Below are 14,135 nucleotides of genomic sequence, written 5' to 3'. Positions count from 1 at the left end.
TATTGTGAAAATTCTTCGGCGGCGCAAACAGAACTGTGCCCGACCAAGGCACAGGCTTCAGAAGGAAGCCTTGGCTGATTTGGCGATTGTCAAGCCCCAAGGGGTTGCAAAGACACGCTTGATTCAATATTCGGTAATCTCTTGCGGTTTCGAGCGATTCGGGGCCGCTTTTGTCCTTTGCGGATTTATTGGATAAGGCGGCGCTGATCTGGGGCTCTCACCCCACACTTTCAAAAGACGACACAAACAAGACAAGACCTTGAAATACAGGTGAAAACCCCGGCTTGGAAAGCCTCTTGGGGTCTGCAATGCACGCAGCAAGAGGTTTTCCAAGGCAGGATTTTGATCGAGAGACCCCGGTGGGACGGGGTCGAGAATGGATCTGATCCACGCCGTCACTGACGCGACGTGCCGGGGCCCGACGGTATGTTGTTGATGATGAATCGAAAGGTGACATTGACCATGGCTCAAAGCTTCCTTGGCCAGAAACGTCTACGTAAATACTACGGTAAAATCCGTGAAGTTCTGGAGATGCCGAACCTGATTGAGGTTCAGAAATCTTCTTATGATCTGTTCCTGAAATCCGGCGATCTTGAGATCCCCACCGATGGTGAGGGTATCAAAGGCGTGTTCCAATCGGTCTTCCCGATCAAGGATTTCAACGAAACCTCCGTGCTGGAATTCGTCAACTACGAGCTGGAAAAGCCGAAGTACGACGTTGAGGAATGTCAGCAGCGTGACATGACTTACAGCGCGCCGCTGAAAGTCACCCTGCGTCTGATCGTGTTTGATGTGGACGAAGACACTGGCGCCAAGTCGGTCAAAGACATCAAAGAGCAGGACGTCTTCATGGGCGACATGCCTCTGATGACCCAGAACGGTACCTTTGTGGTGAACGGTACCGAGCGCGTGATCGTGTCTCAGATGCACCGCTCCCCTGGTGTGTTCTTTGACCACGACAAAGGCAAAACCCACTCTTCAGGTAAACTGCTGTTCGCTTGCCGTATCATCCCATACCGCGGCTCCTGGCTGGACTTCGAGTTTGACGCCAAAGACATCGTTTACGCCCGCATCGACCGCCGTCGTAAGCTGCCTGTGACCACCCTGCTGTATGCGCTGGGTCTGGACCAGGAAGGCATCATGGATGCCTACTACGACACCGTGAACTACAAACTGGACAAGAGCAAAGGTTGGGTCACCAAGTTCTTCCCAGAGCGCGTGCGCGGCACCCGTCCAACACAGGACCTGATCGACGCCGCCACCGGCGAAGTGATTGCCGAAGCTGGCAAGAAAGTCACGCCACGTGCAGTTAAGAAGATCATCGACGAAGGCAAGATCACCGATCTGCTGGTGCCATTTGAGCACATCGTGGGCAAATTCGTGGCCGAAGACCTCATCAACGAGGAAACCGGTGCGATCTACGTGGAAGCCGGTGACGAGCTGACGCTGGAATACGACAAAGACGGCGACCTGATTGGTGGCACCGTAAAAGATCTGGTGGATGCAGGTTTCACCGACATTCCGGTTCTGGACATCGACAACGTCAATGTTGGTCCGTACATGCGCAACACCATGGCGGCAGACAAAAACATGAGCCGCGACACCGCGCTTATGGACATCTACCGCGTGATGCGTCCGGGCGAGCCGCCCACAGTTGATGCCGCTTCTGCGCTGTTTGACACCCTGTTCTTTGACAGCGAGCGTTATGACCTTTCCGCGGTTGGCCGCGTGAAGATGAATATGCGTTTGGCTCTGGATGCGCCGGACACCCTGCGCACCTTGCGCAAAGAAGACATCGTGTCCTGCATCAAAGCGCTGGTTGAGCTGCGTGACGGCAAAGGCGACATCGACGACATCGACCACCTCGGCAACCGTCGTGTGCGCTCCGTTGGCGAACTGATGGAAAACCAGTACCGCGTGGGTCTGCTGCGTATGGAACGTGCGATCAAAGAGCGTATGAGCTCTGTTGAGATCGACACCGTCATGCCGCAGGATCTGATCAACGCCAAGCCAGCCGCGGCTGCGGTGCGTGAATTCTTCGGCTCCTCGCAGCTGTCGCAGTTCATGGACCAAACCAACCCGCTGTCTGAAGTGACGCACAAGCGTCGTCTGTCTGCGCTTGGGCCAGGCGGTCTGACACGTGAACGTGCGGGCTTTGAGGTGCGCGACGTGCACGCGACCCACTACGGTCGCATGTGCCCGATTGAAACGCCGGAAGGTCCAAACATTGGTCTGATCAACTCGCTGGCAACTTTTGCCCGCGTGAACAAATACGGCTTCATCGAAACACCGTATCGCAAGGTTGAGAACGGCGTGGTCACCGATGAGGTGAACTACATGTCGGCAACCGAAGAGCAGCGTCACACCGTGGCGCAGGCTAACGCGTCTCTGGACGACAACGGCAAGTTCGTGAATGAATTCGTGAACACCCGTCAGTCCGGCGAATACACGCTGGCGGCTTCGGAAAATGTCGACCTGATCGACGTGAGCCCGAAACAGCTGGTGTCTGTTGCGGCCTCCCTGATCCCGTTCCTCGAAAACGACGATGCGAACCGGGCCCTGATGGGTTCGAACATGCAACGTCAGGCGGTGCCACTGCTGCGTGCGGAAGCACCATTGGTGGGTACCGGTATCGAAGAGAAAGTGGCGATCGACTCCGGCGCGGCCATTCAGGCCAAACGTGCTGGTATCATCGACCAAGTGGATGCACAGCGTATCGTGATCCGTGCCACCTCCGATCTGGAGCTGGGCGACGCGGGTGTGGACATCTACCGTCTGCGCAAATTCCAGCGGTCCAACCAGAACACCTGCATCAACCAGCGTCCGCTGGTGAAAGTGGGCGACACGGTTGGCAAAGGTGAAGTGATTGCTGACGGTCCATCCACCGATATCGGTGAATTGGCTCTGGGTAAAAACGTGGTTGTCGCGTTTATGCCTTGGAACGGCTACAACTACGAAGACTCCATTCTGATCTCCGAGCGCATCGCGCGTGACGACGTGTTTACTTCGGTTCACATCGAAGAATTCGAAGTTGCCGCACGTGACACCAAGCTTGGCCCAGAGGAGATCACCCGCGACATTCCAAACGTCGGTGAAGAAGCGCTGCGCAACCTCGACGAGGCGGGCATCGTATACATCGGTGCGGACGTGGAGCCGGGCGACATTCTGGTTGGTAAGATCACACCAAAAGGCGAAAGCCCAATGACGCCGGAAGAAAAGCTTCTGCGCGCCATCTTTGGTGAGAAAGCCTCTGACGTGCGTGACACCTCGCTGCGCGTGAAGCCGGGTGACTTTGGTACGGTTGTGGAAGTCCGCGTCTTTAACCGCCACGGTGTGGAAAAAGACGAACGTGCGCTGCAGATCGAGCGAGAAGAGATCGAACGTCTGGCGCGTGACCGCGACGACGAACTGGCGATCCTGGACCGCAACATCTACGCCCGCCTCAAAGGCATGGTGCTTGGCAAAGTGGCTGTGAAAGGCCCGAAAGGCGTGAAAGCCAACTCTGAGATCACCGAAGAGTTACTGGCATCCATGAGCCGTGGTCAGTGGTGGCAGCTGGCATTGGCGGAAGAAGCTGATGCGCAGGTTGTTGAGGCCCTGAACGAGCAGTACGAGATACAGAAACGTGCGCTTGAGCACCGTTTTGAGGACAAAGTTGAGAAAGTCCGTCGTGGCGATGATCTGCCACCGGGTGTGATGAAGATGGTCAAAGTCTTCATCGCTGTGAAGCGTAAGCTGCAGCCGGGTGATAAAATGGCCGGTCGTCACGGGAACAAAGGTGTTATTTCCAAGGTTGTGCCTATGGAAGACATGCCGTTCCTCGCCGACGGTACGCCAGTTGACTTCTGTCTGAACCCGCTGGGTGTTCCATCTCGTATGAACGTTGGTCAGATTCTCGAAACCCACATGGGTTGGGCCGCACGCGGCCTGGGTGTGAACGTGGACGAAGCGCTGCAGGAATACCGTCGCTCCGGCGATCTGACCCCTGTGCGTGAAGCCATGCACCTGGCCTATGGCGATGATGTCTACGAAGAAGGCATCGCCGGCATGGACGAAGGTCAGCTTCTGGAAGCAGCCGGTAACGTGACCAACGGTGTGCCAATCGCGACCCCAGTGTTTGACGGCGCCAAAGAAGGCGACGTGAACAACGCTCTGGTGCGTGCTGGCTTCTCCGAAAGCGGTCAGTCGCAGTTGTTTGATGGCCGTACAGGTGAGCAGTTTGCCCGCCCTGTAACTGTGGGCATCAAGTATCTGCTGAAACTGCACCACCTGGTTGATGACAAAATCCACGCGCGTTCCACTGGTCCGTACTCCTTGGTCACACAGCAGCCGCTGGGTGGTAAGGCACAGTTCGGTGGTCAGCGCTTTGGTGAGATGGAAGTCTGGGCTCTGGAAGCTTACGGCGCCGCCTACACGCTGCAGGAAATGCTGACCGTGAAGTCGGATGACGTGGCTGGCCGGACCAAGGTCTATGAAAGCATCGTCAAGGGCGAGGACAACTTCGAAGCGGGCGTCCCAGAATCGTTCAACGTTCTGGTGAAAGAAGTTCGGGGTCTCGGCCTGAATATGGAACTCCTGGATACGGAGGAAGGTGAGTGAGGGCGTCAGCCCTCATCCCCACCACTCTCCTCCCAACCAAATTTGAGGTATCAAAATGAACCAGGAACTGACGAACAACCCGTTTAACCCACTGGCACCGCAGAAGACTTTCGATGAGATCAAAGTCTCGCTGGCGTCGCCTGAGCGGATCCTGTCGTGGTCCTACGGCGAGATCAAAAAGCCAGAAACCATCAACTACCGTACGTTCAAGCCTGAGCGTGACGGTCTGTTCTGTGCGCGTATCTTTGGCCCAATCAAAGACTACGAATGTCTCTGCGGCAAATATAAGCGCATGAAGTATCGCGGCGTTGTCTGCGAAAAATGTGGTGTTGAAGTTACGCTTCAGAAAGTGCGCCGTGAGCGCATGGGCCACATCGAGCTGGCCGCGCCAGTGGCCCACATCTGGTTCCTGAAATCGTTGCCAAGCCGCATCGGCCTGATGCTGGACATGACACTGCGTGATCTGGAACGTGTGCTGTACTTTGAAAACTACGTTGTCATCGAGCCGGGTCTAACCGACCTGCAGTACGGCCAGATGATGACCGAAGAAGAGTACATGGATGCGCAAGACGCATACGGCATGGATGCTTTCACCGCCAACATCGGTGCGGAAGCGATCCGTGAGATGCTGTCGATGATCGATCTGGAATCTGAAGCTGACCAGCTGCGCGCCGATCTGGCCGAAGCCACTGGCGAGCTGAAGCCTAAGAAGATCATCAAGCGTTTGAAAGTGGTTGAGAGCTTCATCGAGTCCGGCAACCGTCCGGAATGGATGATCCTGACCGTGATCCCTGTGATCCCACCAGAGCTGCGCCCACTGGTGCCGCTGGATGGTGGCCGCTTTGCGACGTCTGACCTCAACGACCTCTACCGTCGTGTGATCAACCGGAACAACCGTCTGAAGCGTCTGATCGAACTGCGTGCGCCTGATATCATCGTGCGCAACGAAAAGCGGATGCTGCAGGAATCTGTGGATGCGCTGTTTGACAACGGCCGTCGTGGCCGCGTGATCACCGGCGCCAACAAGCGTCCGCTGAAATCGCTCAGCGACATGCTGAAAGGTAAGCAGGGTCGTTTCCGTCAAAACCTTTTGGGTAAGCGCGTCGACTTCTCTGGCCGTTCGGTAATTGTGACCGGTCCGGAATTAAAACTGCATCAATGTGGTCTTCCCAAGAAGATGGCGTTGGAGCTATTCAAGCCGTTCATCTACTCCCGTCTGGAAGCCAAAGGTCTGTCCTCCACTGTGAAGCAGGCCAAGAAACTGGTGGAAAAAGAGCGTCCCGAAGTTTGGGATATCCTGGACGAAGTGATCCGCGAACACCCTGTGATGCTGAACCGTGCGCCAACGCTGCACCGTTTGGGCATTCAGGCGTTTGAGCCGGTGCTGATCGAAGGTAAAGCCATCCAGCTTCACCCGCTTGTATGTTCTGCGTTTAACGCTGACTTCGACGGTGACCAAATGGCTGTGCATGTGCCTCTGAGCCTCGAAGCTCAGCTGGAAGCACGTGTTCTGATGATGTCCACCAACAACGTTCTGTCCCCGGCAAACGGTGCACCAATCATCGTTCCGTCGCAGGATATGATCTTGGGCCTATACTACACCACCATCATGCGTGAAGGCATGAAGGGTGAAGGTATGGTGTTCTCCTCGATCGAGGAAGTTCAGTACGCGCTGGATAGCGGCACCGTGCACCTGCACACCAAAATCACCGCCCGTATTCCTCAGTTTGACGAAAACGGGCTGGAAGTCTTTGAGCGGTTTGAAACCACTCCAGGACGTGTGCGTTTGGGCGCGCTGCTGCCTAAGAACGCCAAGGCGCCGTTTGAGCTGGTGAACAAGCTGTTGCGGAAAAAAGACGTGCAGAACGTGATTGACACCGTCTATCGCTACTGTGGTCAGAAAGAGTCCGTGATCTTCTGTGACCAGATCATGACCATGGGCTTCCGCGAAGCGTTCAAGGCGGGCATCTCGTTTGGTAAAGACGACATGGTGATCCCGGACAACAAGTGGACCATCGTCGACGGCACCCGTGATCAGGTGAAAGACTTTGAACAGCAGTACATGGACGGCCTGATCACTCAGGGCGAAAAGTACAACAAAGTTGTGGATGCCTGGTCCAAGTGTAACGACAAAGTCACCGATGCGATGATGGGCACGATCTCCTCCTCGCAGCGTGATGAAGATGGCTCGGAAGCGGAACCAAACTCGGTCTACATGATGGCGCACTCCGGTGCGCGTGGCTCGGTTACGCAGATGAAGCAGCTGGGCGGGATGCGCGGCCTGATGGCCAAGCCAAACGGCGACATCATCGAGACACCGATTATCTCGAACTTTAAAGAAGGTCTGACCGTTCTGGAGTACTTCAACTCCACCCACGGTGCCCGTAAGGGTCTGTCAGATACCGCTTTGAAAACAGCGAACTCCGGTTACCTGACTCGTCGTCTGGTGGACGTAGCGCAGGACTGCATCGTGCGTGCGCATGACTGTGGTACTGATGCGGCGATCACCGCTGAGGCGGCTGTCAACGACGGTGAGGTTGTGGCGTCTCTGGCAGAACGTGTGCTGGGCCGTGTAGCGGCTGAGGACGTGATGAAGCCAGGCACAGACGAAGTTCTGGTCGCCCATGGTCAGTTGATCGATGAACGCATGGCGGACACGATTGACGAAGCTGGTGTGGCAACCATGCGCATCCGCAGCCCGCTGACCTGTGACGCGGAAGAGGGTGTCTGCGCCATGTGCTATGGTCGTGACCTTGCACGCGGCACCATGGTGAACACCGGCGAAGCTGTCGGCATCATCGCGGCACAGTCGATCGGTGAACCTGGTACACAGCTGACGATGCGGACCTTCCACATCGGTGGTGTTGCGCAGGGTGGTCAACAGTCTTTCCTGGAAGCAAGCCAGGAAGGTAAGATCGTCTTTGAAAATGCCAACACTCTGGAAAACGCCAATGGCGAGATCCTAGTGATGGGCCGCAACATGAAGCTGATCATTCAGGGCGAAGACGGCGAAGAGCGTGCCAGCCACAAGGTTGGTTACGGTTCCAAGCTGTTTGTCAAAGAAGGCCAAGCGGTCAACTTTGGTGACAAGCTGTTTGAATGGGATCCGTACACACTGCCTATCTTGGCGGAAAAAGACGGTAAGGCGAAGTTTGTTGATCTGACCGTGGGTATCTCTATCCGCGACGAGACCGATGACGCGACCGGCATGACCCAGAAAATCGTGACCGACTGGCGTTCTGCGCCAAAAGGCAACGAGCTGAAACCAGAAGTGATCCTGGTGGATGCAGATGGTGAGCCTGTGCGTAACGACGCTGGCAACCCGGTACATTACCCAATGTCTGTGGATGCGGTTCTGTCGATCGAAGATCAGCAGGACGTGAAAGCTGGTGACGTTGTTGCGCGTATCCCGCGTGAAGGCGCCAAGACCAAAGACATTACCGGTGGTCTGCCACGAGTTGCTGAACTGTTTGAAGCGCGTCGTCCAAAAGATCACGCGATCATCGCTGAAATCGATGGTTACGTGCGCTTTGGCCGCGACTACAAGAACAAGCGTCGCATCGCGATCGAGCCGTCTGATGAGACCATGGAAACCGTGGAATACATGGTGCCAAAGGGCAAACACATCCCGGTGCAGGAAGGCGACTTCGTGCAGAAGGGTGACTACATCATGGACGGTAACCCGGCACCGCACGACATCCTTGCCATTATGGGTGTTGAAGCGCTGGCGGATTACATGATCGACGAAGTGCAGGACGTGTACCGACTGCAAGGTGTGAAGATCAACGACAAGCACATCGAAGTGATTGTGCGCCAGATGTTGCAGAAGTGGGAGATCCAGGACTCTGGTGAAACCACGTTGCTCAAAGGCGAACACGTTGAGAAGATTGAGTTTGATACGGCCAATGAAAAGGCGCTGGCTGAAGGCCGTCGCCCTGCCAAAGGTGAGCCAATCTTGCTCGGTATCACCAAAGCGTCGCTTCAGACTCGCTCCTTCATCTCCGCGGCGTCGTTCCAGGAGACCACCCGTGTTCTCACCGAGGCCTCTGTCCAAGGTAAGAAAGACAAACTGGTTGGCCTCAAAGAGAACGTCATCGTGGGCCGCCTGATCCCAGCCGGTACCGGTGGTGCGACACAGAAAGTGCGTCGCATTGCGTCTGAGCGAGACAACGTGGTTGTGGAAGCCCGTCGTGAGGAGGCGGAAGCCGCCGCACGTCTGGCCGCACCGGTTGAAGATGTGACCGCAGAGGATGTGTTTGACAGCGGTCTGGTGGAAACACCGGAAAGCCGCGAGTTCGACTAAACCATCGATCTAACGCATTTCGAAAGGGCCTCCGGCAATACGCCGGGGGCCCTTTTGCTTTTGGCGCGGATATGTGGGGAATGAGACGCCGAGGTCTTGGCAAAGCACAGATGCGGTCCTAGGGTCGCTCGGTTGCATACGGGAAAGGGCGGCAGATGGCGGCGATGTCAGACAACACCAAAGGCGCAGTCCTAATGATGTGTTCCATGGCGGCGTTTACGTTCAACGACACGCTGGTGAAGGCGTTGGGCACAGATGTGCCGCTGTTTCAGATGTTGTTTCTGCGCGGGCTCGTGGCTTCTGGTCTGATCTGGCTATTGGCCAAATCGTTGGGCAAGCTGCGTTGGAACTTGTCTCGGTTTGATTGGGGACTGGTGACCGTGCGCACCGTGGCGGAGATCGGCGCGGCCTATTTTTTTATCACCGCGCTTTATCACATGCCTTTGGCCAATGTGACGGCGATCCTGCAAATCCTGCCGCTGACCGTAACCCTGGGCGGCGCTCTGTTTTTTGGGGAGGCCGTTGGATGGAGGCGGGCCTCCGCGATTGCCGCCGGTTTCTGTGGTATGTTGCTGATTGTGCGACCTGGGCCAGAGGGCTTTGACCAATACGCACTCTACGCCATGGTGGCCGTGGCCTTTGTGACTCTGCGGGATCTGTCGACACGCAAGATGTCCGCCAATGTGCCGTCCTTGACCGTGACGCTGGTGGCCTCTCTGGGCGTCATGGTTTTTGCCGGCGTGGCCAGTTTGGGCGGCGAGTGGGTCAGCCTTGATGGTCGCCAATGGGCGCTTCTCAGTGGCGCATCGCTGTTTATCCTTGGCGGATATCTGTTTTCCGTGCTGGTGATGCGCGTGGGCGAAGTCAGCTTCATCGCACCCTTCCGCTACAGCGGATTGCTTTGGGCGCTGGTGCTTGGTTTTGTGGTGTTTGGTGACTGGCCCGACCCAATCACTTTGACGGGTGCAGCGATTGTGGTCGGGGCAGGCGTGTTCACCTTATTGCGCGGGCGTAAACTGTCTCAGGAAAATGTCGCGCGCACCTGATCCACGTCGATGGCAAAGCGGGCTTTGAACTCGGCTTCTTGCTCCAGTGTAAGGGGCTCTACCGGCACCGGCTTGACCTTCTTTTGACGGCTGTCGTTGTAGCCATTGTGGGTGCGCACCCACATCGGCGTGTCCGTGAAAGAAACTGTGGGCATAAACTGGTTCATAATACCGTGGCGAAAATTCATGATCGTCAGGGAGCAGCCCCCGCGCACATACATGCCCAAAGAGGCCACATAGAGATTGCGTATGGTATCGGTCGCGGCGATGCCGTCCCCACTCATTTCCGCAATGATGCCCCGGTTCCAGTCAAATGCCACAGATCGATTTTCGAGCAAGCCAGGCACTGCGTTCACCGCCTCACGAAACCGTTCAAAGAAGTCGACGGAAATCGCATCATCATCGTCGTGGCGGAATTGCAAACAGGGCGCTTTGGGATCTTTGCGCGCGCCGTGGATCAGCTCTTTCATCAAAGGGCGGTGCGGCTTGGGTTCATGCGCTACAATGGAAATTTGGGGAATTTCGGCGGTGATGTCATGCAGGCGCTCCACATGGTGTTTGGGCAGGGTGTCGCCAATCACAATGATCATCTCAAAGTTTTGGTCGGTCTGCTCGCGCAAACAGGGCAGGGCGACGGTCTCCATCAGTTGAAACCGCTCCTCGAGCCGGTCCTCGGCATAGAGAAAGGCAATCCGGTCTTCGATGGTCTCGTGTTCCACTTGAAATCCACCCAAAGCCGGGTAGGAAAAGCGGCACAGGCCAATCATCTGCATGTCCCTGCTGTCGATCATGGTTTTGCCTCTCTTGTTTTGAAGGGCACATTGGCAGGGCCAGAGCGCCAGCGCAACAGCGCGGCTGTTGACAAGCACCGCGACTCCCCATATACGCGCGCCTATCCGGCAATGGGACAAGTGTATCCTGAGCCGTTTCACACCTGTAGTGGTCAAGTTCCGGTCTACTTTGAAGACCGCAACCGCTGAGACCTCACCGCGTCGTTTGCCTCGGAATGGAAACGATTGCGGTTTTTGCGCTTGTGTTCGCACAAGGCGTGAAAAATCAGATAACCGCGTTGGGCGTCAGCCCGGCGTATAAATGGAAGCAATAGGAAAGAGACCCTATGCCAACGATTCAGCAGCTGATCCGCAAACCGCGTCAGCCTAAAATCAAGCGCTCCAAGTCGCAGCACCTGGAGCAGTGCCCTCAGAAGCGCGGCGTATGCACACGTGTATACACCACCACGCCGAAGAAACCGAACTCCGCTATGCGTAAAGTTGCGAAGGTTCGCCTGACCAACGGTTACGAAGTGATCTCCTACATCCCGGGTGAAAGCCACAACCTTCAGGAACACTCCGTGGTTCTGATCCGTGGCGGTCGTGTAAAAGACCTTCCGGGTGTCCGTTACCACATCCTGCGTGGTGTTTTGGATACCCAAGGCGTCAAAGACCGTAAGCAACGTCGTTCGAAGTACGGCGCGAAGCGTCCTAAGTAAGAAGGAGAGGCTGATATGTCACGTCGTCACGCCGCTGAAAAACGCGAAATTCTGCCCGACGCCAAATTTGGCGATCTGGTGCTGAGCAAGTTCATGAACAACCTGATGATCGACGGTAAGAAGTCGGTCGCAGAAAAGATTGTCTACAACGCCCTCGATCGCGTTGAAGACAAAGTAAAGCGCGCCCCTGTGGAAGTGTTCCACGAAGCGCTGGACAACATCAAACCATCGGTTGAGGTTCGGTCCCGCCGTGTGGGTGGTGCCACCTACCAGGTACCGGTTGAAGTGCGTCCAGAGCGTCGTGAAGCATTGGCCATCCGCTGGCTGATCACCGCGTCGCGCAACCGCAACGAGAACACCATGGAAGAGCGCCTTGCCGGTGAACTTCTGGACGCTGTGAACTCTCGCGGTACCGCCGTTAAAAAGCGGGAAGACACGCACAAGATGGCCGAAGCTAACAAAGCCTTCAGCCACTATCGTTGGTAAATTCCAGAGGACATTAGACCAATGGCACGCGAATATACGCTTGAGCACTACCGTAACTTCGGGATCATGGCGCACATCGATGCAGGTAAAACCACCTGTTCCGAGCGCATCCTGTACTACACCGGCAAATCCCACAACATCGGTGAGGTGCACGATGGTGCAGCCACCATGGACTGGATGGAGCAGGAACAGGAACGTGGTATCACCATTACCTCCGCTGCGACGACCACCTTCTGGGAGCGCACCGAGGATGGCCAATCGGCCGATTCCGCAAAGCACCGTCTGAACATCATCGACACCCCAGGCCACGTTGACTTCACCATTGAAGTTGAGCGTTCTCTGGCGGTTCTCGATGGCGCTGTCTGTGTTCTGGACGCCAACGCTGGTGTTGAACCTCAGACCGAAACCGTGTGGCGTCAGGCTGACCGCTACAAGGTTCCACGTATGGTTTTTGTCAACAAGATGGACAAAATCGGCGCGGACTTCTTCAACTGTGTTCACATGATTGAAGACCGTACCGGTGCAACCGCTGTTCCAATCGCTTTCCCAATTGGCGCCGAAACCGAGCTGGAAGGCTTGGTTGATCTGGTGACCATGGAAGAGTGGCTGTGGCAGGGTGAAGACCTTGGCGCGTCTTGGGTTAAAGCTCCTATCCGTGATAGCTTGAAAGAGCTGGCTGACGAATGGCGCGGCAAAATGGTGGAAGCGGCTGTCGAACAAGACGACGACGCCATGGAAGCTTACCTGGAAGGCGAAGAGCCTGACGTACCAACTCTGCGCAAACTGCTGCGCAAAGGTACGCTGGAAATGGCCTTTGTGCCGGTTCTGGGCGGCTCTGCGTTTAAAAACAAAGGTGTTCAGCCTCTGCTCAACGCCGTAATCGACTATCTGCCGAGCCCGCTCGACGTTGTTGATTACATGGGCTTTGAACCGGGTGATGAAACCGAAGAGCGTAACATTGCCCGTCGTGCAGACGACGACATGGCGTTCTCCGGCTTGGCGTTCAAAATCATGAACGACCCGTTTGTTGGCTCCCTGACCTTTACCCGGATCTACTCCGGTGTGCTGAACAAGGGTGACACGCTCTTGAACTCCACAAAAGGCCGTAAAGAGCGCATCGGTCGTATGATGATGATGCACTCCAACAACCGTGAGGAAATCACCGAAGCGTTTGCAGGTGACATCATCGCGCTGGCAGGTCTGAAAGACACAACCACCGGTGACACGCTCTGCGCCACCAACGACCCGGTTGTTCTGGAAACCATGACCTTCCCGGATCCGGTGATCGAGATTGCTGTTGAGCCTAAGACCAAAGCTGACCAAGAGAAAATGTCTCAGGGTCTGCAGCGTCTGGCAGCCGAAGACCCATCCTTCCGTGTGGAAACTGACCTGGAATCCGGTCAGACCATCATGAAGGGTATGGGCGAACTGCACTTGGACATCCTGGTGGATCGTCTGAAGCGTGAGTTCAAGGTTGAGGCCAACATCGGTGCGCCACAGGTGGCGTATCGTGAGACCATCTCCAAAGCGATCGAGCACACCTACACCCACAAGAAACAGTCTGGTGGTTCCGGTCAGTACGCTGAAGTCAAAATGGAAATCATGCCGACTGAAGCTGGCGAAGGCTACTCCTTCGAAAGCCGCATTGTTGGTGGTGCTGTTCCTAAGGAATACATCCCGGGTGTTGAAAAGGGAATCAAGTCGGTCATGGACTCCGGTCCTCTGGCAGGCTTCCCTGTGATCGACTTCAAGGTTGCTCTGATCGACGGTAAGTTCCACGACGTGGACTCCAGTGTACTGGCCTTTGAAATCGCTGCTCGTATGGCAATGCGTGAAGGCATGAAACTGGCTGGCGCGAAGTTGCTTGAGCCCATCATGAAAGTGGAAGTGATCACACCGGAAGAGTACACCGGTGGCATCATTGGTGACCTTACCTCCCGTCGTGGGCAGGTGTCCGGTCAGGAACCACGTGGTAACGCTGTAGCAATCGACGCATTTGTGCCTCTGGCCAACATGTTCGGCTACATCAACAACCTGCGCTCTATGTCTTCGGGCCGCGCGCAGTTCTCCATGCAGTTCGACCACTACGATCCGGTTCCGCAGAACATCTCCGACGAGATCCAAGCGAAATACGCATAACAAAATTTGGGAAGCGGGCTGCCCGCTTCCCACCTCAACATTAAGGAGGCCATCATGGCTAAGGAAAAGTTTG

General features: G+C 55.8%; 7 protein-coding genes. 6 read left to right on the top strand and 1 reads right to left on the bottom strand.

Annotated elements, in window-relative coordinates; all coding sequences use genetic code 11:
• Positions 1–462: 462 nt before the first annotated feature.
• The 3 genes from rpoB (at position 463) to JXR15_RS00025 (ending at position 9,948) form a co-directional block, all read left to right on the top strand.
• The gene (gene rpoB, locus JXR15_RS00035) at positions 463–4,599 is read left to right on the top strand and encodes a DNA-directed RNA polymerase subunit beta (RefSeq protein ID WP_422051227.1); all 4,137 of its coding nucleotides are present in this window, start codon (positions 463–465) and stop codon (positions 4,597–4,599) included.
• Positions 4,600–4,654: 55 nt separating this feature from the next.
• On the top strand, positions 4,655–8,902 hold the full coding sequence (gene rpoC, locus JXR15_RS00030) for a DNA-directed RNA polymerase subunit beta' (RefSeq protein ID WP_422051226.1): 4,248 nt from the start codon (positions 4,655–4,657) through the stop codon (positions 8,900–8,902).
• 164 nt (positions 8,903–9,066) lie between these two features.
• The gene (locus JXR15_RS00025) at positions 9,067–9,948 is read left to right on the top strand and encodes a DMT family transporter (RefSeq protein ID WP_422052219.1); all 882 of its coding nucleotides are present in this window, start codon (positions 9,067–9,069) and stop codon (positions 9,946–9,948) included.
• Here JXR15_RS00025 and JXR15_RS00020 read toward each other — a convergent pair.
• Positions 9,924–10,721, bottom strand: coding sequence for a putative rhamnosyl transferase (locus JXR15_RS00020; RefSeq protein WP_422052218.1), 798 nt, complete (start codon positions 10,719–10,721; stop codon positions 9,924–9,926). The genes JXR15_RS00025 and JXR15_RS00020 overlap by 25 nt on opposite strands.
• A 344-nt stretch (positions 10,722–11,065) precedes the next feature.
• Between JXR15_RS00020 and rpsL the strand changes: the two genes are divergently transcribed.
• The 3 genes from rpsL to fusA are packed head-to-tail and all read left to right on the top strand — an operon-like array spanning position 11,066 to position 14,062.
• A complete protein-coding gene (rpsL, locus tag JXR15_RS00015; protein WP_054000841.1) occupies positions 11,066–11,437 on the top strand; it encodes a 30S ribosomal protein S12 in 372 nt (123 codons plus the stop codon).
• A 15-nt stretch (positions 11,438–11,452) separates the two neighbouring features.
• Complete coding sequence (rpsG, locus tag JXR15_RS00010; RefSeq protein ID WP_299424348.1) at positions 11,453–11,923, top strand: 30S ribosomal protein S7; 471 nt, start codon at positions 11,453–11,455, stop codon at positions 11,921–11,923.
• 21 nt (positions 11,924–11,944) lie between these two features.
• Positions 11,945–14,062 carry an elongation factor G gene (fusA, locus tag JXR15_RS00005; protein WP_422051225.1) on the top strand — a complete coding sequence of 706 codons (2,118 nt, stop codon included), beginning with the start codon at positions 11,945–11,947 and terminating at the stop codon, positions 14,060–14,062.
• Positions 14,063–14,135: the final 73 nt, after the last annotated feature.

The sequence above is a fragment of the Shimia sp. genome (assembly GCF_049116215.1).
GTDB lineage: Bacteria > Pseudomonadota > Alphaproteobacteria > Rhodobacterales > Rhodobacteraceae > Shimia.
Note: the sequence above shows the minus strand (reverse complement) of the source record. Positions and strands in the feature narration are given on the sequence as shown.

Excerpts from the sequence above, each read along its gene's own strand:
- rpoB (WP_422051227.1), top strand. The coding sequence starts at position 463 with ATGGCTCAAAGCTTCCTTGGCCAGAAACGTCTACGTAAATACTACGGT.
- rpoC (WP_422051226.1), top strand. The coding sequence starts at position 4,655 with ATGAACCAGGAACTGACGAACAACCCGTTTAACCCACTGGCACCGCAG.
- JXR15_RS00025 (WP_422052219.1), top strand. The coding sequence starts at position 9,067 with ATGTCAGACAACACCAAAGGCGCAGTCCTAATGATGTGTTCCATGGCG.
- JXR15_RS00020 (WP_422052218.1), bottom strand. The coding sequence starts at position 10,721 with ATGCAGATGATTGGCCTGTGCCGCTTTTCCTACCCGGCTTTGGGTGGA.
- rpsL (WP_054000841.1), top strand. The coding sequence starts at position 11,066 with ATGCCAACGATTCAGCAGCTGATCCGCAAACCGCGTCAGCCTAAAATC.
- rpsG (WP_299424348.1), top strand. The coding sequence starts at position 11,453 with ATGTCACGTCGTCACGCCGCTGAAAAACGCGAAATTCTGCCCGACGCC.
- fusA (WP_422051225.1), top strand. The coding sequence starts at position 11,945 with ATGGCACGCGAATATACGCTTGAGCACTACCGTAACTTCGGGATCATG.